The organism is Sporosarcina sp. BI001-red (genome assembly GCF_003384035.1).
In the GTDB taxonomy this organism is placed as follows: Bacteria; Bacillota; Bacilli; order Bacillales_A; family Planococcaceae; genus Sporosarcina.
The window spans coordinates 591,780-613,716 of sequence record NZ_QQAK01000009.1 but is presented as its reverse complement, the minus strand read 5'-3'; the positions used below and the strand labels follow the sequence as shown (position 1 = coordinate 613,716).

Below are 21,937 nucleotides of genomic sequence, written 5' to 3'. Positions count from 1 at the left end.
TCGCACGGACTGAATTGCCGTCATTGTTTACTATAACGAATCTAGTTTTCTTCTGTCAAATGATGAATCGTTCCGACAATTAACAAACATACTCTATAAGGTTATTTTATACAACATCATTCATAGGAGTACCTTATTTTTTTAAAAAAGGCTGCCACAGAACTCAGTATGTACTGAAGTCCCGGACAGCCTTTAGTATTTCTTAGTAAGCGAGACCAAAAAGTCCCTTGATGTGAGTCAAGTAACGGATGTTACTTGCTTCTTTCATCAATGAAGCTGGCATTCCTTTAAGGGATGTATTGTTTCCACCGATTGATGCAACTGCGTCTTTACGGCCAAGGCTAGCAAGTGTACCAGAATTTACTGGGTTGAATGCTTCCATAGACTTACCTGTAAGCATTGCGTACACGTTGTATCCAACAAGTTCGCCCATCTGCCAAGCGTTTTGTGCAGTTGGTGCGTACGGACGTGCTCCCTCTTCTGCTGGGAACGCAACCGCGCTATCCCCAACCACAAATACATCTGGATGAGATTTAGACTGGAGGAATTCGTTGACTGTTGCACGACCGCGGTCGACTTCAATTCCGGATTCTCCAACGAGTGGATTCCCTGTAACTCCACCTGTCCATACGAATGTGTTCGCTTTGATAATACGACCATCTTTCAACGAAATCTGGTTGCCTTCAACGTTTGTGACAGGAAGTCCGATCAAGAACTCAACGCCACGCTTAGTAAGACTTTCAGTAGCACGCTCGATCAAGTTATCCGGTAGTACTGGAAGGATTTTAGGACCTGCTTCAACAAGCATGATCTTCAAATCTGCAGGATTGACACCGTGCTCACGTGCAATTTTCGGCATGTTGTCAACGATTTCACCAACAAGCTCTACACCTGACAATCCGCCGCCACCGATCATGATTGTTGCATCTGCTTCGTCATGAGTTGTTGCATACGCTTTAATGCGATCGACAATGTGTTTGAAAATCGCTTTTGCTTCACTTGCGGATTTAAGCACCATACTATGTTCTTCCAGTCCAGGAATTCCGAAGTACGCTGTTTTACTACCAAGTCCGACAACAAGTGCATCATAAGTAAGCGTTTCTCCACCAGCCAAGTTCACTTTTTTCGCATTAACGTCAAAGCTTTCGATTGTAGCGATTTTCAAATCAACGTTTTTACCTGCAAGTAGCTTTTCAAGTGGAAGTGCAACTGCACCTTCATTAGTTGTTCCTCCAGCTAAACGATGGAGTTCAGTAATAATTTGGTGAGTTGATGTTTGGTTAACAAGTGTGATAGTTGCATCATTTTCTGACAGGAAGTTACGAGCATTTAGCGCTGTCAAAAGACCGCCATAACCTGCTCCTAAAATAACGATGTGTTTGGTCATTGTCTAGTCCCCTCTACTAATAGTTAGTTCGAATTATTTTGTATGGTTGCGTTGGCCAGAAATTTCAAGATAAGCACTCAGGAAACGGAAAATACGTTGTGCTTCAGGATCTTTAATCATTTTCATAAGACCGAACAAGCCAATTGTTTCTGAATTTTTTGCAGCAAGATCTTTTGCTTCGATAACAGTAGCTGCCATGTTTTTCGCAGAGTCTTTTACAGGGCCTACGATTTCTTTCATGAATTCAGTTGTATCTTTTACCAAAACTTCGTCTGTTGCAACTGCTTTGGCAACATCATAAGATTTGGTCATTAAGTCAACAAGTTCTGTTAGTTGTGGAAGTTTTTCAACAAGAGTCGTCAAAGATTCTTGAACTTCCGGTTTAAGCAACTGGTCTAGAATGTCTTGTTTTTGATCGGAAGGTAGCTGTGTGCCTTCTGTAGCAACGTTTCCTGCTTCTTCAGGATTGAGCGGCGTAGTCATGTGCAAATCCCCTTTTTAGTTTAATTTATTTTGTTCTGAAACTAGGTAAACTATATGCTGAATACACGTAAAACTTTTACAAATCCGCATGCCATAATCACCTAATCAGATTACCATCAAGTCACTATACGCCTCTTTTGTACATACTTCAAGTTTTTAGTTTGGCATTTAAATAAATTTCATTTTCTTTGCATAGTGATGCATGTCTTGCACATCCTACATTAAAAGGAGGTGCAAGACATGGGGCAGCGGATTCGATGTGAAGTTAATAATTGCAAGTTTTGGTCTGAAGGAAACAAGTGTGAAGCGGACGAAATATATGTCGTCAGCAAGCAAGGCAATCATGCGATGTCAAGCAGTGAAACAGACTGTAAAACGTTTGTACCTCAATTGTAAAAGTGAACTATTTTAACTTTGAATCATTCTATTGTACAATGGTGAAGAGGATTGTAAACAATCCATTACTTCATCGGAGGTTTGACTAGTTCATGAAAAAAGTTGCAGCAGCATTTTTAGCTCTCACGCTAATTCTTTCACCGATTGGAACCATTGTGTTTAACGATCATTCACCATCGGCCGAAGCGAAGGGCTACAAATCCGGCAAAAGAGGATTTACACCAAACCAAAATAATTTCAACAAGCCAGTAGTCGATAAGAAGAAGGATAATGCTTCCTTTACTAAAAAAAACGGATCACAAACAGCTAAACCTAAATCCAGAGGAATCATGAAAGGACTTATGCTAGGTGGACTAGCGGGTATTCTTTTTGGAAGCCTATTTGCCAACATGGGTATCCTCGGTTCCATTTTAGGTTTACTTGTTAATGTTTTCGCGATCATCGCGATTATCGGTGTTGTGCGCATGGTCTACATGTACTTCAAGAAAAAGAAACAAGATAAGGACGACATGCACAGGTGGCAGAACTAATGATTGAAGAACAGGACATCATTAACGCTATTTGCATCCAACAGGCTAAAAACAAATCCGTTACTCCAGAACAAGTTGAAGTTGAACTGTTCTATGAAGATAATGAAGGTTTTTTTGCAGAAGCTGACGTCAACGGGATGACCGTCAACATGAATACTTTCGATATGACTCAAGCACTTCGGATGTGGATTGAAGAACAACTTCATCAAGATCCTTATGCTACAGGCATTAAATTTCTACTAGATGATGAACGAGGAATTATTGCCTCGCTCATCTAATTCTTAAAAAAGGACAACCTGATTTCAGGTTGTCCTTTTTGTATTATTTAATAACACCGCATGCAATTCGTTCTCCTGAATCTCCAGACGGCTGTGTTTTACCGTCATCTTTCCCTGAGTGGATCACAAGTGCTGTTCCAGAATCTTTTAACAACGAATTGGGTGCATCCATTTCGAGTGTCACGTTTTTAGCCGTGAATTCATCCTCCACTGTACCATCTTCACCTACTTCTAAATTCGGTAAATCACCTGCATGCGGTCCTCCTTCCATCTCGAGTCCGTGCTTCGTGTCATCTGGATTGAAGTGACCACCTGCAGATTCGAAATTTGGAGCTTCACAAACACCCGTCTCGTGGAAATGGAGACCATGTTTCCCTTCAGGGAGTCCTTCCGCCTTTATGCGCACCTTGACCCCCTCTTCCGTCTCTTCCAATTCTGCAGTTCCGGTAGTTTTACCTCCTGCGTCTTTTAAATCCACTAAAACAGTGAATGCTTCAGATTTCATGCCATTTTGAGGTTCGGTCACTTCATTATTTTTTTCAACATCTCCTCCTTGAATCGCCTGATCTGTATTGTCTTTCGCTCCACATGCACTCAGGGCAACCAGAAGAGCTAATGATGGTAAAATCGTGAATTTCTTATTCAATTTAAGCCCTCCTCAGTTCAACCTATAATGTTCTCTTTCACTTGTTTGTCCTTTTTAAACATGTATGCCTTCAAAAAAACCGGTTTCCCATTATTAAATGGGAAACCGGTTTTGTGCTCATTCAGTCTACTTTTTGGTAGGTTGTCACAAATGATGGACGTGAGAATATATTCGGCTTTTTATCAATACCTTCTTCTGTTCCACGCTTTTTGTGTGCATTGGCATAAGCTTGAGAATTTTGCCATGCTTTGAAAGACGCCTCATCTTGCCACTTTGTCAAAATGACGTACGTATCACTTTCTAATGGGCGAAGTACCCGGATTGCAGAAAACCCTTCAGTATCTTCTATTTGTCTAGCTCGTCCCATGAATCGTTGTTCGAATAATTCTCTTCCCTCTGTAGTGACTGGAATATTATTGAAAACTGCATAGTTTCCATTAGTAATTTCGCCTGAAGCGTCGAGTACTGTATAAGAATCTGCTTCAGCAAAACCTGCAGAACCTTCGTTTTCATGGATTAGTACAGCTTCGTTACCAAGTTCCATCAGAACAAGTTGCTCTGTTGTTAAACTTTCTTTAATTGCCTTTAACTCTGTTACGTCTCCGTAAGTTACATGAATATTCATATGCTGTCCCCTATCTGACTGAATGAAAAGTTGCGTTTTAAAAAAGCAAAGCCGGCAGAAATCACCTGCCGGCTACATTCAGATCATTTGTTCAATGCCAAGCTTGCTTTCTGCGTTCTTTGACTGCGATGATGGCCGATGAGCCCGCTAAAATCGTAATTACAATGAGCCCCGCGATCAGACCGTCTGTGAAAACTCCAGAGAAATTCCTAGCAGTAAGAGCCGCTAGGGCAATGCCACTAACAATTGCAGCGATAATGATTTTTTTCATAGCACTCACCTTTCCCATGCGCATAGACTTATAGCAGTTAACCGCTTGACGATTATGTAGTCATTGAGATTGTTTCTCATTCTCATCATAAAACATCAGGTAGGGAATCGCAACAATAATCCATGATACAAAACAAACTTTTTAAGGTTTTGTGTCAAAAACAAAACAAGAATCTCATTAAACTCCCCCGAGATTCTTGTTTTGCTTTCCTTTAAATATTAAATCATCTTCAGCAATGCCTGTTCACCCGTCATTCCTGCTTTTATTCCCCATTCTTCTGCTTCAAGTGTTACTGATTCTAGCGGCGCCGTGAGTAACTCTTCGATTGTTTTCACACCAGTTGCACGCCCCGCTACAATACGGCGATCTGATAACAGCCGATTCAACAACCCCACATCAAGTGCTCCACACATAATATACCCATTCTCGTTTGAAACTGTCAGCAGTGTCGTTTTCGGAAGCGAAACGGAGACAGCTGTAAAGCTATGCCCTTCAATCTGTACTGAAGTAACGGTTACCAACCCATCCTCCCCTTTCACTCTATAAGTATGGCGCCCGACTTCAAGCGGTGACTAAAAGCAGTCAGGACTACACATACTTTTTAAAAAGGAGAGTGACAAATGGCGAAACGCAATATTGATGGTGAAAAGAAGTCAAAACCCGCTATCTTGCCGGGACGTGAAGAATTTTCAGCTGATTATTCTACTTACGGTGAGAAACGTGATGCACTCAAGGAAGTTTTTAGAAAGTCTGAGCGTGAAAAGAAAAAGTAAAAAATACGCTGCTATGTTGTTCCATAGCAGCGTGTTCCTTCATTATGTGATCGATTGACCTTCCCGACGGAAGAAACCAAATATGCCTACAGTCTGAACAATATTTGCAAAAGCATTTGGATCAACTTCACTAATTATTTTTTCCAAGTCGTACAGTTCATATCGTGTTATGACCAAATACATCATATTCTTTTCTTCTTTTGTATACCCACCCTTAGCAGGCAATATCGTAATTCCTCGTACCATCTTACTATGAATGGCCTCTTGCAACTCGTCTGCTTTTCGGGTAACAATCATGGCTGTCACTTTCTCGTGACGTGTATGGAGCGCGTCAATGACTGCAGTGGATACATAAAGGGCGACCATCGTATACAGCGCATTTTCCGGTTTGTATAAAAATCCAGCTGCTACAATAATGATTCCATTCAGCAATAAGAAATACGTACCAATCGGTTTGTCCTGTAATCGCGACAATACCATTGCAACGATATCCATACCTCCAGTAGAAGCACCTAGCTTCAGGGAGATTCCAACTCCAACTCCACCGATTACTCCACCAAAAACAGCATTGAGGATAATATCATCTGATAACGACATAACGGGTAAAATCCCCATAAAAATCGTCGTAAAGATTACAGAAACGATACTGTAAATGGTAAAGCCTTTCCCCACTTTAAACCACCCCAGTATGAACACAGGCACGTTCAAGACTAAGAGTAATACCCCAGTAGAAACAGTAATTCCAGCAACGTCAGAAAGAACGCTGGAAAGTAGTTGTGCAATCCCTGCGAAACCACTTGCATATACGTTCGCGTTTATGAGAAACAAGTTCAGTGATACCGCTAGTAATAACGCGCCTAAAATAACGGTAACGATTCGTTTTGCTTCAAGAAAAAACATCGTACATCTCCTTTCGATACCACCATAATTTTTAGTTTGAATGAGAGAAAACAAAAAAAGTCCTGTCTGACGGTGAAGACAAGGACAGTCCGTCACACCTTAAATAAAAAGGTGAGTCTTGCATCTATTCCATTGTTATTATAACTAGCATACCCTTTGTATGCAATCGCAATCCTATTCAGGGAAACGACATATATGTATTGCAAAATGTTGGGTTAAGTCGTATGCTTCATTAGTTAGAGACTAATAAATGAACCAAGAAAACATTTCTTGTAGAGATACGTCCTACTTATTAAGCAATAAACCGCACACGTGCGGAACCAACTACAGGTGGTGGCACTATGAACCGTTCTGAACTCAGAACTCGTAAAAAAAAGAAGAAAGTCTGGATAATCCTGCTCATATTATTCCTCCTTATCGGCGGCGCAGCCTATTTTTGGTTGGATCAGTTCAAAGCTGGACAATCCCTTGCAGGCGAAAAACCTGATAAGGGGGAAGAAGATATATTTAACGCTCCTGAACCTCAATATGGAGAAATCAATATCTTGCTTTTAGGATCAGATGCACGTCCTACAGATGATGATGGACGATCGGACTCATTGATGATTGGACATTATAACCAAGAAACGAAAGAATTGAAGACCATTTCGATCATGCGTGATATTTACGTCGATATTCCTGGCCATGGTAAACATAAGATGAATGCTGCATACTCATTTGGCGGTCCAGAACTTGTTCGTAAAACGATTAAAGAGAATTTTGGGATAGACGTCCATTATTACGCAGAGATCGATTTTGATGGATTCCCTAAAATGGTCGATGTGGTTGCACCCGACGGCATCGAGGTAGATATTCCCTACCGCATGTCACACGGCATTAACATGACCCTTGAGCCAGGAGTTCAACGCCTTCACGGGAATGAGCTACTAGGCTATGTACGATTCCGTCATGACATCAAAAGTGACTTTGGACGTGTTGAGCGTCAGCAGGAAGCCCTTGCTAAATTAAAATCGGAAGCCGTTAGTCTTCACAGCTTACTGAGTCTACCAAAATTACTAGGTATGGCAGATAGTTATGTTAAAACAAACCTCGATAAGAAAACGATGCTTTCTATCGGTAAAGGGTTGTTGGACAACAAAGACTCTGGGATAGAATCGATGCGTTTGCCAATTGATGGGTCTTATGAAGATCAGCGGATCCCGGGTGTTGGAGCGGTCCTAGCAATAGACTTTGATGAAAACAAACAAGCTCTTGAAAACTTTTTATCAGACGATCCTGATACTTCCGTAACATCTGACAAGCCTGTAGAGGCGAAGACAGATAGTGAATAAGCAATTAAATTTAAAAAGACGTTCAGCCAATGTGGCTGAACGTCTTTTTAAGGTGTCATCTTTTTAATAATCGCTGAATGTTGTGGAAACTGTCCAACCAACTCATCTTCAGTGAACAATTTAAAGTCCTCAAAATCAAATCCCGGCGAAACCATACAGCCCACGAGCGCGTAGTCTCCACTTTCAATCATAGATGAACCAAATATAGCCCCTGCAGGAACTAGTATTTGCGGTTGTTCTCCTGCCTCTACATCCAATCCTAATTTCACTGCTGAATACTCTCCATCAGTAGAAATCATATGGACAGTTAAAGCATTTCCATCATGGTAGTACCAAAGTTCGTCTGACTGGAGCTGATGAAAATGAGAAATTTCGCCATCCGCTAACATGAAGTAAATACTTGTATAAAGCGGTCTGGTCCCATTAGGTGTTTCAATCGTGCTTTCAGCTGCAAATGAGCTAGCAAAACTGCCACCTTCAGGATGCTTTTCTAACTTTAACTGTTTTGTCCAATACGCTGCATTATGTTTCATGATGAATCTCCTCCTCTTTGGTTAGGTAACGCTCACGCCAGCTCGAGCGTTCTTTCGTCATGACTAGTTGTTCCAACGTTTCATCCCACTGCTCAGTAGATGTGTTCCAAATTCTCGCATATAAGGTATCCTGATTTGTATTGTGGATGTGAAACTCAAAACAAGGAATTTGAATCTGCTCGATCTTTTCAACTTTCAATAGTTGTTCTACGACTCGTTGTCGTTCCGATGTGTTGTCATTTTCTACTAATGCCGAAAGCTCCGTCTGCAAGAGTTCACTAGAAATGTCATCTGTAGACCACTTACTTAGATTCTCATCGTATCGAAAAGGTTCAAGATTCTCCTGAAGAGACAGCGATTTCTCTCCATCCAAAAATTCGTTGTGAAGTGGACTGACAACAAGCATCGTCTCTTCAGTTTCCGTTTCATGAAGCAGCATTCCAGTTGTCACTTGAGCAACACCTAGTTCTGTAATTGACCACACGTCTTTGTTCACTACAAGTCCTGCACCTTTCATAATCGACAGAAGATCTTCAACAAATAATAATTCAACACCTAGCAGATGGGCAAGTTCTTCTGGCCGCTCTATGCGAAGTTGCTGCACAGACATCAATATCATTTTCATAAGAACATCCATTTTTGTTTTCGTTACGGTAGTGTAAGAGATAAGCACTTTGTGTGCTGGAAATGACCATGATTGATCAGCCAATATTTTACTATCAAATGATTGTTCCAATTCTTTTCGCAGTCGTCTTTTCAGCTCATCCAAGTTGGAGTTCCCCTCCTTTCGTTAGGTAACGGATTCGTTAAGGGTCCGAATTCCACTTTGACTGCTGATTTCGTCGTATAGTTTTTGATACATTCCCCGCGTGGTTTTCGATTTAGGTTTGTTGATGAACATAGAAGAACTCCCAACGATTATCAGCAGTTCTTTTGCACGAGAGAGTGCGACATTGAGACGTCTGTAATCTTTTGCAAACCCAATTTCACCACTTGCTTCTCCATGATTCCGGACAAAACTAACGATGATGATGTCCATTTCCATTCCTTGGAATTTGTCCACAGAACCGGTTCGGAACGTCAAATGGTCTGTCCGTAACTCCTCTTGAATAAGCTGATTGATGCGTTTAACTTGCTCCCCGTAGAAGCTGATTACTCCTACTTGTTTCTTCGTATTTACTGGGAGTTTCCCTTGTTCAATCGCCTTTTCTGTAGCCTGATCCAAGTCCTGAATCATGTTACGAATGGTGGATAATTCACTCTCATTGTAGCGACTTGTCCCACCTTTAGGCTTCGCTTCATAGAAATCAGGAGTATTAGGTTGATCAATCCACAGTAAATGATCATCTGATCTAATAAGATTAGTTTCAAGATGATGCGCCCTTGCTGCATCAGAATCAGGAAGCCCACAAATGAGCTCATAGCCGTTCTCATTATAGAACGGTGTGATGGACTTCATAATACGTTCGTGCATTCTGTATTGAATACCCAGCATCGTCTTATTTTGTTTCGGCAACGTCCTGAACAATCGTTCAAAGAGTGATTCTTTTAATAGACGCTCCATATCTTTTTTCTGTTCATCATCAGGCATTTCCTCTAAAAACTCTTCCATCGTTTCTTGGCCAACTAGTGGTGGGAGCTGATGATGGTCACCTACCAGGATAATCTTTTTCCCTTTTAGCATTGGGAGCAATAATTCCGGTGGAGTTGCTTTTGAAACTTCGTCGATAATAACTAAATCGAAGACTGGGTATTCCTCAACAAATTCCTTACGCGCGGAAGCTACACATGTAGTGCCGATCACATTTGCGTGTTTGACATATAGTTTTCGAATTTCATCTAAATCATATGGGCTTGCATCTGTCAGCATCTGATGCCATGTTTTTTGAACGGATTGAATGGCTGGAACATTTGCAAGTTGCTTGGTAACGATCTCTAATTGTTGTTCCAATTCTTTTTCGGCTTGCGCAATCTCTGTTAGAAGTGGTGCCGGGTCATTTAATAATGATTGGGTTAGTGTCTCTTCCAGCATCAGTTTCTCTGTTAGCATACTATCTAGTACATTCATGCGCTCACTTTGTTCACTTGCTTGGTTTGATGAGGACTGGATGGAATCCTCAATGGTTTCCCTTTGTTCGTGAGCATTTTCAAGGTTTTTCTCAGTTACTTTCAAAGTATTTTCTGTTTCAAGTATTTCTTGTATTGTTTTGGATATAGATTCATGCGAGACTTCGAGCTCGCTAAGAACTTTCGCTATAACTTCAGGTGATGACGTTTCCTCACTCAAGTGCTGGACTTCTGACAGCTGTCCGTTTACCTGATCAAATTGACTTTGCAAACCTTTTTGTTTAGCCGTTAATGTTGAAAGGTTTTCATTGAAGACATCTGTTATTTTCTTTTTAATGTCTTCAAACAAGGAAGTCGTGGATTGTGCTTCTAAAAGAAACGCAGAAATGAAGTTCTTACGATCATGTAGCAATCCCACCGCTTTTGTTAAGTTTTCCAGACAATCATAGGATTCTACTGAAAAGGAAGTTGTACTTAACGTCTTTTTCACAGACGGCTGAACTAAATAACGACCAACCCGACTCACTGTTTCTTGGATAGATTGAAGGGAGTGCCGATTTCGGAAACCTTTTGGTATACGTATACGATTATGGAATTGATGTTCTTCCAGAATTTTAGTAAGGGTGATAATTGCCTTGTCAACTCGGGCAACCGTATCAGACCACGCTGTAAAGCTCTCTTCCCCGCCAACTTCTTGAATCCGATCAATTTGACGGATCAGCTCAGTCATCTTGTGATCTAGTTCTGGAGGAGGAACAAACTCAACTTGATCCAAAAGATCTTTCAAATCATTCAACTTTCCTATTGTTGTCAATTTAGTGAGTGCGCTTTGATAAGATTCACTCCGTGCGATTGCATCGTCAATTGACGTCTGCAACTTATCAACTTGAGCAACCATTTCCGCTAACGATTGGCTTGTTTTCAATAACTCGATTCGCTCTTTCAGTTGGGTGCGTTCACTTTCAAGTTCACTCCGGTTAGCAGTTGAAATTCCGGTCAATAAATTCTCTAAACGTTTGATTTCATGAATCGTTTCTTCTAACTTATGCTCAGATGATTTCTTCTCAGTTATATTTTTCTCGACTGCAAGTTGAAGTTCCTGTTTTTTGAGCTGTACTTCTTTCATTTCCTGTTCGATGGTACGCAGTTTTTCGTTATCCTCAGTCCATTGCTTTTGTTGTTCTAGTAACTTAGATCGTTGCTCTAAGAGGACAGTACTTTTTTGTTGCAGCGCCTCCTCCTCTGTTAGGAGAGTAGATTCAAGCTGACTATGTTGTTTAAGTTGGGTTTCCATCGCTTCTAACGTTTGAGTTCGCCAATGCTCCGCAACGTTTTCTTCAATGAATTTGCGACCTTCTTCTTCGATACTTTCTGTTCTACCATAACGAAGAATCCTGATGTCTTGATTGTTAAGGAGTCTTCCCAATGCATTATCTACTGCCAGGTTCGCTTGAGATGCTACGAGAGTGCGTAAGCCCGCTTTTACAGCTTGATTACAAATCTCCGAAATGACCGTTGTCTTCCCCGTTCCTGGAGGGCCTTGAATGACATACAAGTCATTCGCATTCATCGCTCCGTTGACTGCTTCCTGCTGGAACTCATTCAAAGAGGTTTCGAACTCTAGCGGTTCTCTACGATTGGTTATTTTTACAACAGGACGTTCTTCAAATAAGACTTTTTCCAAGTTAGCATTCGCTGCCAGTCCATCTTGGAGATCTTTGAATCCTCTTCTCAGTCTTCGGACTTGGCTTAGTTCTGCAAAGTTACTGAAAACGATCGACTCGAAATCTTTTCCTAGTAAACCGGTTTTACGGGCACTTTGGATGGCATTGTTCTTCAGTTCCACGTCAATTCGATTGGTTTTCTTATCCGCATTGATAACATTCCCAAGATCATAAGTCATACTTGCAAACTTTGCTGAAAATCCTATGAGGGTTCTCCAAGCTTTACCCGGAAGACCCTCGATTCGGATTGACGCTTGACGAAAATCCTCACTCAATGATACCGATTTCACACGGGCGTGAATGTCTTCAACATCCGCGTTTTTTTCCATAATTCGCAAGTAGCCTTCCCAGCCACCAATTCGTTTTTTTACATATTCCGAACGTTCTTCGGCAATGGGGAGCTCCCGTAAAAGTGTTGCAAAATCGATCGGCAATGAAATCCCAGAGCTCTTTCCTAACTTGAATTTCATCGTTGCTCGCAGTCGTCGATTCGTCGCTACAGGTTCCCTTTTGCCACGTACATGAAATCCAGTGGCAAGAAACCCATCATTTTTTACGATGCATTCAAGCACAGGAACACGGCCATCTAGTAAATCTTTCAATTTCACATTCTCCTCAGGGTCAAAGAAAAAGGAAAATGCTTGGCTTCCTTGCTGATTTTCAGGTCTTTTTTCAATATGTACATAGAATGATTTTTGCATAGCAAAAAAAGCATGTTCGTCCTTGGTGATTTTTTCAATCCCATTACGAGCACTCGTTGTCATGGTCAATTCACATTTTACCGTCTCTTCAAAGGTATGTCGGTTCATGGCCTTCACTTCTTTCGTTCCGTAAAAAAAGGTCAGCCATTCATAAATGGCTGAACCTGTTCTTATTAATCATCTAGTATTCATTATAAACGAAAACAGTGGTTGTTGCGAGTGCGAAAAGACATGTTACGAAGGCTCATTTTCATCTTGGATGGAGTCGCGTTTCAGTCCAAAGTGGGATTTAGTTTTTTCCATCTCTTGCAAAGTGATAACTTCTCGGGTAAACGAACTTAATGAATCGAGTTGAATATTAAGCTGTTCCAATTCACCACTGTCGTAAAAAGGTTCTTCCCAATAGACTGCATCTGAATTAGCTGAAGCAAGGAAACGGATCATTTGCATGTTGACTCCGCCAGCAGTATCTTCATCCGAAACAATGACTTCTTCCGGTGTGTAGTCGGATTGGTTCACATACAACGTCTTCTGATCTCCTTGCAAGTGAGACGCTTGTTTCACAAATTCTTCTAGGGATGCTGGATGATTCATAACGCCACCTCCTTCAGGTACTAATGTGAGTATTCCCTTTGAGGTGGGGGATGTAAACAAGATAGTTTATTATGACCCATTTCTGACACAACACTTTGCCATTCAGGTACCTTACGCTTGAAGATTTATGTAATACTTCTTTTTTTATATTCTATATTTCTTATCACCTTCGATTAACTGTTTGATAAATAAGTTTCCTTATGTTTACAGTTCTGGAGTCAATAGATACATCATTTATTTGAATGCCATCAGAGGTAGAAGTTAAACCAGTTCCTAAAACCATGCTTTGTATTTCGCTTAATTTTCTTTTTATCATAGGTAATCCCCCAATACAGTTTATTTATATAAAGTTGTTCATCCGTATTCACCAATTCTGGACCATTTTTAGAAAACCATGACTTACCTCTCTTCCTCTTAAAAGCTGCAGCTTTTTAATATTAAATTCATCATAGAAAATCACTAAAGCACTATAGAAAATGGATTCCTACTTCAAATTAAATATACCTTTCCCGGTTTCCGAACCAATTGGTAAGGATGAATGTGCATGGGTTATAACCCAAGAATTATTTATTTTCCTTAGTCCAAATGTGAATCTATTTGTCATCTGTCGAATTTTTTCTCCCGATTTGTTGTGGGCTGCATATGTAACGGCACAATGCAGAAAAGCTAGTGCTGAATTTTCTTCAACTACTACATCCTTAAAATCAGTTTTGAGGAAAACACCCTCATCATTTAACCCGTTAAACCATGATTTCACTATTTCCTCCCATACGGAAATGCCCGTAATCTCCCAGTCATCCCAACAATCATACATATGAATATCAGAACTAAACGAGGCTAGGAATTGATCAACATCTTTATTAAAAATTGCCGTTTTATAATTTTCAAGAACATCGTGAACTGTTTGGAAAACCACCTTCATGAACTCATCCCCTTATATTTTCTTCTATTGTAAAATAAGAAATTCCCTTTACCCTACCTATCATTTTGAATAATCAGACCCGTCTATCATTTTATTATAACTGAGGGTTTCAAAAGATTCTTTAGTTTCCTGTTAATAAAGTCCAGTTTAATGAACATTTATCGTTTATAAACGAATGATATTCATGACAAAACTACTTCGTACAATCTATTGTTATTTTTGAGAATACCTGGGAGTGGAATTAATAAGAGTGATGTGATCCATTGATGGATATATCACTGACGAGTTCACAGCTTTTCTAATGTGTAAATCTGCTATAGCTATGAGCTTTATGAGCGGTTTCTTGTTGTTTATGAGCACTATCCTAGGGTTATGAGCGCTTTTTTGTATTTATGATCAGTTTTCTGTGGTTATGATCAGTTTTTGAGATTTATGAGCACAATTCCAGATTTATGATCACTTTCCGAGATTTATGAGCGGTTACGACTTTCCATGCTCCTTCTACTCCTTTACCATAAAAAAGAAGCTGCCGAGGTAAACAGTTTTCACTGAATCCCTCACCAGCTTTCTTGATAGACAACATCTACATGCACATTACATTAAGTGAAGTCACGTTCAATTTTTTCTTCCCATTTCTTGTGGAACACTTCTTTGTCGTTTTCCCATGCTTGCAATTCATTCATGAGATAATAATGCGTTTCATCGGCAGTCATCGTACTCTTAGTCTCAAGGTACGTTTGCCACTCGCCTTTCCCTACGCTTAGCGTCCAATCGCATTCGACACGAGCGCTAAGTGGATCATTTTCTCTAATTGTATAGACATTTCGATTGGTACTTCCATATTCAAGTCCGTTGCAATGCAATTTGCGCTTTCCTTCATCTGAAAAGTCATCGAGCGTCCAGACTCCAGTTGCAGCATCTTGCTTCACTTCACGGGTACGACCCGCTTCACGCATAATATCCTTCTCAAGTACGGGTGCAGTTTCCGCTTGAGCAAAAGGCTGTAACGTGTTGTCGAGATCTTTAGGATTCCTTAGTGGCAAGACTAGTGACGTTTCTTCTCCTGTAGCAACCGTGAAGGTTACCGCTTCCGGGAATGGCCAAATGTGTGGCCAATAATTCGGTGACACCGCGAGTTGCCAATGATGTCCTTTTTGCAGCGTGTGACCAATTACATTCATTTTCACGGTGATGTCATATGGTTTTCCAGGCTCAAGATGACTTGGATGTTCATCGCTGTCACGGTGAGTAAGATTTAACACACCCCATGTGACACGTGTTGAAGAGCCATCTGGTGCAACGTCGTTAAGACGGACTACTAGGTGTGCGGCCTTTTTATCCGATGTAATTTTGCAGCGGAATTCAGGTTCACCTAAAATTGCCTGGTCCTCTTCAACTGGTGCTGCTTCGAAAACTACCGCCATGCCGTTTTCAATTCGCTGGTCTGCAGGCAAATCCCCTGGCTGGCCAAATGGACAGAAAACGCCTGCGTACAATCCATGTTGCTGGACGGACGATACAATCACTTCTTTGGCCTCTGCTGTATCACTTAAGTTCTTACCATTCAAAAACAGTTGCTTTTCCAAGACGTTCGCTGGTGGCCATTGTTGTTCAGCTACCCAATGTCCAGGGCGATATGAATAATCTGTTTGTGGAGGAACGCTGTCTTGCATATAGACACGAAGCATCGGCTCGTCCATAATGCCCGTCTTCTCTTCTTTTAACCATTCATCCCACCAACGGACTGCTTCTTGTAAGAATCCAATTTGAGGACCTGGTACCGCCATTTCAGGATATTCGTGCGCCCACGGACCAATTAATCCTTTTTTAGGTCCTTTTAATCCTGTTAACAATCTTGGAATTGCATTGGTATAGCCATCTGCCCATCCGCCAACTGCAAAGACGGGAATCGTTACATCCTCATAGTTCTCAATAACAGAACCGTGTTTCCAATATGAGTCGTAGCGCTGGTGGCGAACCCATTCTTCTGCATACGGAGGGGTCAGTTCCATACGCTCAAGCCAATTTTCTCTCCAGGATTCACCCCGGACTTCCGGATACTGCGGACGTGCATTGTACGCAAACATCGTACTCGCCCACCAAAGCATATCTGATGCAAGCATCGCGCCCCCTTTGTAGTGGACGTCATCTGCATAACGATCATCAGTTGAACATAACGTTATGATTGCTTTCAATGCCGGATGCTGGCGTGCGGCAATTTGAAGTCCATTGAATCCACCCCATGACTTGCCGATCATCCCGACGCTACCTGTTGACCATGGTTGTTTTGCAATCCAGTCCAATACTTCAAGTGCATCATCTTGCTCTTGCTTCAAGTATTCATCATACAAAATCCCGTCTGAGTCTCCAGTTCCACGGATATCCACCCGAATGCTTGCATAGCCATGTCCTGCAAAGTAAGGATGGCGAAGTGAATCACGTAATGCGGTGAATTCGTTTTTACGATACGGTAAGTATTCAAGTACGGCTGGTACCGGTTTTGTTTCCGCGTCTGTAGGTAACCAAATGTGTGCTGCTAATTGAGTACCATCGGAAAGCGGAATCATAACGTTCGATAATTCTTTCGTTTCTTTTGGGAATTTTGTACGGATTGTACGATTCGTTTCTCTTACGTTAAATACCATAGGAAATGCCTCCAATTATTTGTTTAGGTTTTCGTTCGGGAAATCTTCTCTCAACCATTTGACAAGTGAAACCAGAAGGAGAATATAAATGATGAATATAGGTACAGCTACCACGACTGCTGAGGTCTGTATGACACGAAGTCCACCTACTAACAGTAATGATATGGATAAAATCGCCAGTACTGCACCCCAAATCATTCGGTGCCAACGTGGAGGATCTTCTCCAGGCTGTAATTCTTTCGTAGCAACCGCAGCTAAAATGTACGTTGCAGAGTCCATGGATGTCGATAAAAAAACTACACCAACAATCACAAAGAATGGCAACATGAGTACATCTAACGGCAGAGATCGAAGGATTTCAACTACTGCTGCTGGTCCCCCTTGTTCAGAAAGTGTTTTTGCGACATCAGCAATTCCTTGTAATTGCAAGTTCATAGAATAGCCTCCGAAGACCATGAAATAGATCCAGCCTCCGATTGACCCCCACAAAAGCATGTGAGTAATCAGTTCACGCAACGTACGCCCTTTGGAAATTCGGGCGACGAATAACCCCATAAACATTGCGGTTGCAGCAAACCACGCCCAATAGAACACAGTCCATCCTTGTGGGAATCCACCTTTGGATATCGGATCTGTATGGAAACTCATAAACGTAAAGTTTTGGAGCATCATTCCAAAACTATTCGAGAAATACGTAAGTATAAACGAAGTAGGACCTGCGATGAAAACAAAGAGAGCTAGGGCAATCGCTAAGTAAATATTAATATCACTTAGTCTTCGAATCCCTTTTTGCAAGCCTAAAAAGGCACTGGCAGAATAGATAATTGTAATGAGTATGACGATAACTGTATCCATTCCAAGAGATGGTTCAATGGATAGTATTGATCCGACAACTGCCGATACCATTGGAACACCAAGTCCTAAAGAGGTTCCAAGTCCACCAACTAAACTCCAAATGACCAGCACGTCAATAAGTTTTGCAACCCATCCATCTGCGTATTTACCAAGTGCACCGCTAAGGGCTGTACTGATTTTAAGAGATGGTCGTTTCTTTACGAAATAGGAATATGCAATGACGACGGTTGGAAATGCATAGAGTGACCATGCCGAAATACCCCAATGAAACAATCCGTAGGTAAGTGACCATTCAGCAGCTTCATTTGTCCCGGGTTCGATTCCAAATGGTGGACCGGAAAAGTAAGATATCGGTTCGATCATGGACCAATACATAATACTCGTGCCCATTCCAGCGGTAAACAACATAGCACCCCAACTGAAATTGGAAAATTCCGGTTTACCTTCTCCTAATTTAATACGCCCAAACTTACTAAACGCGAGCCATATTAAAAAGATAAATAGCCCGAAAGTTAGAAATTGGAATGCCCAGTCCATTTTAAACGTTATGAACGTCATGACATCATCCAGTACTGGTTCGGCACTTTCTCTAAAGGCTACAAGCAACACAGTCGCCAGTAAAATGAATCCTATTGATGTCCAAAATACGAAAGGATCTAATTTCGGTTTTTGCATCCTTCAACCCCCTTTTGTTGTTTCACAAACGCAACTTTGATAACGCTTTCAAATAACGTATTCTCTCTGTTATTAAACAAGCTTTGTGTAATCGAACTGAATTGCGAAATCTTCATTCATGATTTATAATCATGATTATATTGTGAACGTGTTTATAATATCAGAATAAATTCTGTTGTTCAAGTAACTAGTATATTGAATTAAAATGGTAGTATTGTACAATTAATGATATACGAGAAAAGTGAGGCGCTTTAATTGGATAAGAAAAAGCTTCAAAAAAGTAGAATGTGGAAGTACTTTGTGGAGGCAGCAACCGAAATTATTGAAGAAGAAGGTGCAAGAGCGGTTACAATCCGTAAGGTTGCAGACCGTGCTGGTTACAATAGTGCCACCATTTACAATTACTTCGACGAGTTTTCACACTTGCTTTTTTTCGCATCGATGCGCTTGATGAAGGAATATACTGTCGAAGTGTCTAGACGCATGAATGAGGAATCTTGCGCTTTACATCAATATGTAACTGCATGGGAATGTTTTTGTGAGTACTCGTTCAAGCAACCGGATATCTTCCACTCTGTATTCGTACGTGATCTAGGAGATAACCCTGATCATTTATTGGAGAAGTATTATGAATTCTATCCAGCGGATTTAGTGGATGTTCCTGAAGAAATCAGAATGAGCTTACTTGAACAAAATGTCTCCAAACGTGGCAACCCTATCTTAAAAAAAGCTGTAGAACAAGGCAGTCTAGAAAAGGAAAAAATCGAATCGCTCAATGAAGTCACCATTTTAATTTGGCAAGGAATGCTAATGAATTTCCTTAATAATCGGATTGAAGCTACGCCCTCTGAAGCGGCAAGTCGGACCATGTTTTATGTAACGGAGATCGTCGATCGGTTAAAGTCTTAAAAAATTTGTAAAGCCATGCGGATGCACCGCATGGCTTTTTTTAGGAAACGAACAACAAATTCACATGATCTGCTATGTCTTTCTCATTCATAACGAACTGGATCTCGTAGTTTCCGAGTTCATATATAAAACTGGTCTGTTTGGTTTCTTTCAGGGTCCTTTTTTCATCGGGATTGCCCAGTTGCTCTACTAAGTCTTTTGAAGTGATGCCGCCTAAATTTGTTTGTCTCTCAACATTTGTTCCAAGGTATCGTGCTTCAACCAATAGACCCTTTTCGTTATATCTGAGATCATAGGAAGCTTGCCCCATAGATCCGGTGTATCGATCATATGTGTCTTGGAGTTCCGGCTTTCCAATTGTATTAAATACATCAGTTTGCATGGTTTTCCCAACAAAAAATTTATCATTTAAATGATACACTTTCCCCTTTTTCCCATCAGAAACTAAACCGTTCAATGTATCAATAGCCATTTGTTTTTGCTCTTTATCGATTGAATCCTCTGGAGAGCTTTTCGGGTCAGACTGGTCTTTGTTATCATCTGCTTGTGATTCTGATGTTTGGTCGCTAGGGTGCGATCCTTGTGTTTCATCTGATTGGTGCTGTTTGTCCTCGGCTGTTTGATCTTCATCGTGATTTTGGTCACTAGCTGTTGTACCTGTATCATGTTGCACAGAATTGTCCGATTCCTGTTGGGATGCATTATCTGTTTCGTTCGATGTTGACGCTGAACAGGCAACTAGACCACCAGTCATTATCATGGTCATCAATATTGGATATTTTTTCATATTCATTCTTCCCCCTATATATATATGGATTCATACCTTTTATATTTTCCCCACTTACTTTCAAATACACGTTGAAACGAAAAAAAAGAGCTAAAATAGCTCTTTTAGTCTAAGGATTCTAGCAAAGGTTCCAGCCTAACCAACTGAATTGGTGACGTCATTCCATGAAGTTGTGTCGTGAACTCCGTAATTTTGCCCAAATCTGCTATATATCCCATCTCATCGAAAAGTTTCTTTTTCAATACGATGTCTCCTCCGGTACTCTGTTGTTGGACACGCGCTGCCATGTTCACAGTTCTTCCAAAGTAATCCAGGACACCATTTGCATTGACAGCTATTACAGGACCTTCATGTAGACCTACCTTTATCGTTACCGGATTATTCAACATTTCGTTGAGGGAGGAAACAGAAGATTGTATTTCATGCGCTGCATCCAATGCATGAATATTGGAAGAGAATGCCGCCATAATCGAATCTCCAATTGTTTTCACAATGGTTCCATCATGGGAACGAATTATATTGCCAAGTGTGGTGAAATGTTTTTGGACATCACTGTATGCACTAGCATCCCCAACACGTTCATATAATTGAGTCGAATCCTTCAAGTCCGTAAACAGAATGGTCAACTTACCTACCCCGATTTGCATGCCTGGTGCAAGTACTTCTGCTGGTAGCAAATCCCGGAACAATTGAAGTGAGGTTACTTCACGTGCTGTAAGGGCATATTCATCCCATTTTGTCTCTTCAAATGCCACAATGTATTCTTCATCACTTGCGTTAACAATTGAAATATCTGAACTTTGCATGAGGAGTTGTTCGACAATACCATTAGGTTGAATATGTATCTTGGAGGACTCCATGTTTGGTTGATAAGTAAATGGAACTTTGAAATTATGCTTTATTACTCGAACTTGCATGGGTTTAGGAATACTAGTCCACGGTATATGCGTTGTCGATCTAGGGGCAATCCGAAACTGCCCAATAGTATGAGCTGAATTGGTAGGTCCATTAATGCAATACGTTGCTTTGTTCGTTTTCCGGATCGCTCCGTTCACTTGAAAGGTCATTTCTACATAATTTTCAAAATCAAGTTCAAAGTCGACACCGCATAGATCACAGTGAACCGTTTTTTTAACATCTTTTAACACAGATGCATGGTCTTTTGCGACTCGGCAATTCGGGCACATCAAACTCCATTCATAATCTAATATTCCGGCTTCACTTGCAAACAAGAATAGACGTACTGCTTGTTGTCTTGTAAAGCCATGCTGAAATGCCCATCGATAGGGCTGAATAGATGTCACAGCTTCATCCGATTCTGTTCGAATGGTTTTAATGAGCGCGTGAACAAGATTCTGTTCAAGTGCAATTCCCTTTAAATGGTGCTCCGCATCTACTAAAACGTGTTCCTCCACCCGGATGGCTTTTTGTTCTTTAGAAGTAGGCATCTGTTCCTTTGTTGTCGCAGCGTCTTCGACATAGCTAAACGTTTGTAAAAGCTGAGGAATAATTCCTTTTTTTAACGAAACTTTTCCTAAAAGAGAGCGGTACTCGAACCATCCAGTAAGTGTCAAGTTCGTTTCTTGCTCGTCCACTTTGACAACCGATACTTTCCATATCACACGCTCTACTGGTCCCTTTGTATAATTGCGTTCAACTGTATAAAAGGAGTCACGTACCCATTCAAATACGTTTTCATCCCACTCAACCTCTAACAATCCATAAGCTTTTCCTTTTGCTTTTCGAATGAGTTGCTGGGCCTTATTCGTAAAAGGAGTATAGTTCACTGGAAACAATCCAATGTATCGGTTTAAGCGATTGGTATCGGAAACAAGTCCCCATACTACTTCAAGTGGCAATTTGACAAGACGGGTTTCTTCTATAGAGAATTTCTTTGACACGGTT

22 protein-coding genes are annotated in these 21,937 nt (G+C 40.9%); 6 read left to right on the top strand and 16 right to left on the bottom strand.

All coding sequences use genetic code 11. The features are described from left to right. Positions 1 to 202: 202 nt before the first annotated feature. Positions 203 to 1,387 (bottom strand): NAD(P)/FAD-dependent oxidoreductase, encoded by a 1,185-nt coding sequence (locus tag DVB69_RS04925; RefSeq protein ID WP_116017126.1) that lies wholly within the window; start codon positions 1,385 to 1,387, stop codon positions 203 to 205. A gap of 33 nt (positions 1,388 to 1,420) precedes the next feature. Beyond that, complete coding sequence (locus DVB69_RS04920; RefSeq protein ID WP_116017124.1) at positions 1,421 to 1,870, bottom strand: DUF1641 domain-containing protein; 450 nt, start codon at positions 1,868 to 1,870, stop codon at positions 1,421 to 1,423. Between the two features lie 240 nt (positions 1,871 to 2,110). Between DVB69_RS04920 and DVB69_RS04915 the strand changes: the two genes are divergently transcribed. The 3 genes from DVB69_RS04915 (at position 2,111) to DVB69_RS04905 (ending at position 3,074) form a co-directional block, all read left to right on the top strand. Next, positions 2,111 to 2,266: a DUF1540 domain-containing protein gene (locus DVB69_RS04915; RefSeq protein ID WP_116017122.1), complete on the top strand. Its 156-nt coding sequence runs from the start codon at positions 2,111 to 2,113 to the stop codon at positions 2,264 to 2,266. A gap of 92 nt (positions 2,267 to 2,358) precedes the next feature. Continuing rightward, positions 2,359 to 2,796: a hypothetical protein gene (locus DVB69_RS04910; RefSeq protein WP_116017120.1), complete on the top strand. Its 438-nt coding sequence runs from the start codon at positions 2,359 to 2,361 to the stop codon at positions 2,794 to 2,796. Continuing rightward, entirely contained in the window at positions 2,796 to 3,074 is a 279-nt protein-coding gene (locus tag DVB69_RS04905; protein WP_370452920.1) for a DUF2653 family protein, read from the top strand. The genes DVB69_RS04910 and DVB69_RS04905 overlap by 1 nt, the downstream gene beginning before the upstream one ends. Before the next feature lie 43 nt (positions 3,075 to 3,117). Here the strand turns inward: DVB69_RS04905 and DVB69_RS04900 are convergent, their stop codons facing one another. The 4 genes from DVB69_RS04900 to DVB69_RS04885 form a co-directional block, all read right to left on the bottom strand. Next, positions 3,118 to 3,720: a superoxide dismutase family protein gene (locus DVB69_RS04900; protein ID WP_116017116.1), complete on the bottom strand. Its 603-nt coding sequence runs from the start codon at positions 3,718 to 3,720 to the stop codon at positions 3,118 to 3,120. Positions 3,721 to 3,841: 121 nt separating this feature from the next. Then, positions 3,842 to 4,345 carry an antibiotic biosynthesis monooxygenase family protein gene (locus tag DVB69_RS04895; protein ID WP_116017114.1) on the bottom strand — a complete coding sequence of 168 codons (504 nt, stop codon included), beginning with the start codon at positions 4,343 to 4,345 and terminating at the stop codon, positions 3,842 to 3,844. Positions 4,346 to 4,436: 91 nt separating this feature from the next. After that, positions 4,437 to 4,616: a hypothetical protein gene (locus DVB69_RS04890; protein WP_116017112.1), complete on the bottom strand. Its 180-nt coding sequence runs from the start codon at positions 4,614 to 4,616 to the stop codon at positions 4,437 to 4,439. 218 nt (positions 4,617 to 4,834) lie between these two features. Next, positions 4,835 to 5,137 carry a YunC family protein gene (locus DVB69_RS04885; RefSeq protein WP_116017105.1) on the bottom strand — a complete coding sequence of 101 codons (303 nt, stop codon included), beginning with the start codon at positions 5,135 to 5,137 and terminating at the stop codon, positions 4,835 to 4,837. Between the two features lie 99 nt (positions 5,138 to 5,236). On the opposite strand from DVB69_RS04885, the gene DVB69_RS17510 reads away from it, so the two are divergent. Further along, a complete protein-coding gene (locus tag DVB69_RS17510; protein ID WP_158541026.1) occupies positions 5,237 to 5,389 on the top strand; it encodes a hypothetical protein in 153 nt (50 codons plus the stop codon). A gap of 42 nt (positions 5,390 to 5,431) precedes the next feature. Here the strand turns inward: DVB69_RS17510 and DVB69_RS04880 are convergent, their stop codons facing one another. Continuing rightward, complete coding sequence (locus DVB69_RS04880) at positions 5,432 to 6,289, bottom strand: YitT family protein (protein ID WP_116017103.1); 858 nt, start codon at positions 6,287 to 6,289, stop codon at positions 5,432 to 5,434. A gap of 341 nt (positions 6,290 to 6,630) precedes the next feature. Between DVB69_RS04880 and DVB69_RS04875 the strand changes: the two genes are divergently transcribed. Beyond that, on the top strand, positions 6,631 to 7,620 hold the full coding sequence (locus tag DVB69_RS04875; protein WP_116017101.1) for an LCP family protein: 990 nt from the start codon (positions 6,631 to 6,633) through the stop codon (positions 7,618 to 7,620). Positions 7,621 to 7,667: 47 nt separating this feature from the next. Here the strand turns inward: DVB69_RS04875 and DVB69_RS04870 are convergent, their stop codons facing one another. From DVB69_RS04870 to DVB69_RS04840, 7 genes are all read right to left on the bottom strand, one after another. Beyond that, positions 7,668 to 8,153 carry a cupin domain-containing protein gene (locus DVB69_RS04870; protein WP_116017099.1) on the bottom strand — a complete coding sequence of 162 codons (486 nt, stop codon included), beginning with the start codon at positions 8,151 to 8,153 and terminating at the stop codon, positions 7,668 to 7,670. After that, positions 8,143 to 8,922, bottom strand: coding sequence for a hypothetical protein (locus DVB69_RS04865; protein ID WP_116017097.1), 780 nt, complete (start codon positions 8,920 to 8,922; stop codon positions 8,143 to 8,145). Before DVB69_RS04865 ends, DVB69_RS04870 begins: the two co-directional genes overlap by 11 nt. 21 nt (positions 8,923 to 8,943) lie before the next feature. Continuing rightward, positions 8,944 to 12,753, bottom strand: coding sequence for an AAA domain-containing protein (locus DVB69_RS04860; protein ID WP_116017095.1), 3,810 nt, complete (start codon positions 12,751 to 12,753; stop codon positions 8,944 to 8,946). A 126-nt stretch (positions 12,754 to 12,879) separates the two neighbouring features. Then, positions 12,880 to 13,239: a hypothetical protein gene (locus DVB69_RS04855; protein ID WP_116017093.1), complete on the bottom strand. Its 360-nt coding sequence runs from the start codon at positions 13,237 to 13,239 to the stop codon at positions 12,880 to 12,882. 484 nt (positions 13,240 to 13,723) lie between these two features. After that, positions 13,724 to 14,161, bottom strand: a complete 438-nt coding sequence (locus DVB69_RS04850) for a YybH family protein (RefSeq protein ID WP_116017091.1) — start codon at positions 14,159 to 14,161, stop codon at positions 13,724 to 13,726. A gap of 599 nt (positions 14,162 to 14,760) precedes the next feature. Further along, positions 14,761 to 16,806 carry a CocE/NonD family hydrolase gene (locus tag DVB69_RS04845; RefSeq protein WP_116017089.1) on the bottom strand — a complete coding sequence of 682 codons (2,046 nt, stop codon included), beginning with the start codon at positions 16,804 to 16,806 and terminating at the stop codon, positions 14,761 to 14,763. Between the two features lie 15 nt (positions 16,807 to 16,821). Next, positions 16,822 to 18,336 carry a BCCT family transporter gene (locus tag DVB69_RS04840; RefSeq protein WP_116017087.1) on the bottom strand — a complete coding sequence of 505 codons (1,515 nt, stop codon included), beginning with the start codon at positions 18,334 to 18,336 and terminating at the stop codon, positions 16,822 to 16,824. A gap of 255 nt (positions 18,337 to 18,591) precedes the next feature. Between DVB69_RS04840 and DVB69_RS04835 the strand changes: the two genes are divergently transcribed. After that, entirely contained in the window at positions 18,592 to 19,245 is a 654-nt protein-coding gene (locus DVB69_RS04835; protein WP_116017085.1) for a TetR family transcriptional regulator, read from the top strand. Positions 19,246 to 19,285: 40 nt separating this feature from the next. Here DVB69_RS04835 and DVB69_RS04830 read toward each other — a convergent pair whose 3' ends face one another. Together DVB69_RS04830 and DVB69_RS04825 are read right to left on the bottom strand one after the other, a co-directional pair. Continuing rightward, complete coding sequence (locus DVB69_RS04830) at positions 19,286 to 20,032, bottom strand: DUF4309 domain-containing protein (RefSeq protein WP_158541025.1); 747 nt, start codon at positions 20,030 to 20,032, stop codon at positions 19,286 to 19,288. A gap of 104 nt (positions 20,033 to 20,136) precedes the next feature. Next, on the bottom strand, positions 20,137 to 21,933 hold the full coding sequence (locus DVB69_RS04825; protein WP_158541024.1) for an adenylate/guanylate cyclase domain-containing protein: 1,797 nt from the start codon (positions 21,931 to 21,933) through the stop codon (positions 20,137 to 20,139). Positions 21,934 to 21,937 lie beyond the last annotated feature (4 nt).

What these genes read in the sequence shown, in the direction of transcription:
- DVB69_RS04925 (WP_116017126.1), bottom strand. Translation starts at nt 1,387, where the DNA reads ATGACCAAACACATCGTTATTTTAGGAGCAGGTTATGGCGGTCTTTTG.
- DVB69_RS04920 (WP_116017124.1), bottom strand. Translation starts at nt 1,870, where the DNA reads ATGACTACGCCGCTCAATCCTGAAGAAGCAGGAAACGTTGCTACAGAA.
- DVB69_RS04915 (WP_116017122.1), top strand. Translation starts at nt 2,111, where the DNA reads ATGGGGCAGCGGATTCGATGTGAAGTTAATAATTGCAAGTTTTGGTCT.
- DVB69_RS04910 (WP_116017120.1), top strand. Translation starts at nt 2,359, where the DNA reads ATGAAAAAAGTTGCAGCAGCATTTTTAGCTCTCACGCTAATTCTTTCA.
- DVB69_RS04905 (WP_370452920.1), top strand. Translation starts at nt 2,796, where the DNA reads ATGATTGAAGAACAGGACATCATTAACGCTATTTGCATCCAACAGGCT.
- DVB69_RS04895 (WP_116017114.1), bottom strand. Translation starts at nt 4,345, where the DNA reads ATGAATATTCATGTAACTTACGGAGACGTAACAGAGTTAAAGGCAATT.
- DVB69_RS04890 (WP_116017112.1), bottom strand. Translation starts at nt 4,616, where the DNA reads ATGAAAAAAATCATTATCGCTGCAATTGTTAGTGGCATTGCCCTAGCG.
- DVB69_RS17510 (WP_158541026.1), top strand. Translation starts at nt 5,237, where the DNA reads ATGGCGAAACGCAATATTGATGGTGAAAAGAAGTCAAAACCCGCTATC.
- DVB69_RS04880 (WP_116017103.1), bottom strand. Translation starts at nt 6,289, where the DNA reads ATGTTTTTTCTTGAAGCAAAACGAATCGTTACCGTTATTTTAGGCGCG.
- DVB69_RS04875 (WP_116017101.1), top strand. Translation starts at nt 6,631, where the DNA reads ATGAACCGTTCTGAACTCAGAACTCGTAAAAAAAAGAAGAAAGTCTGG.
- DVB69_RS04870 (WP_116017099.1), bottom strand. Translation starts at nt 8,153, where the DNA reads ATGAAACATAATGCAGCGTATTGGACAAAACAGTTAAAGTTAGAAAAG.
- DVB69_RS04860 (WP_116017095.1), bottom strand. Translation starts at nt 12,753, where the DNA reads ATGAACCGACATACCTTTGAAGAGACGGTAAAATGTGAATTGACCATG.
- DVB69_RS04855 (WP_116017093.1), bottom strand. Translation starts at nt 13,239, where the DNA reads ATGAATCATCCAGCATCCCTAGAAGAATTTGTGAAACAAGCGTCTCAC.
- DVB69_RS04850 (WP_116017091.1), bottom strand. Translation starts at nt 14,161, where the DNA reads ATGAAGGTGGTTTTCCAAACAGTTCACGATGTTCTTGAAAATTATAAA.
- DVB69_RS04845 (WP_116017089.1), bottom strand. Translation starts at nt 16,806, where the DNA reads ATGGTATTTAACGTAAGAGAAACGAATCGTACAATCCGTACAAAATTC.
- DVB69_RS04840 (WP_116017087.1), bottom strand. Translation starts at nt 18,336, where the DNA reads ATGCAAAAACCGAAATTAGATCCTTTCGTATTTTGGACATCAATAGGA.
- DVB69_RS04830 (WP_158541025.1), bottom strand. Translation starts at nt 20,032, where the DNA reads ATGAAAAAATATCCAATATTGATGACCATGATAATGACTGGTGGTCTA.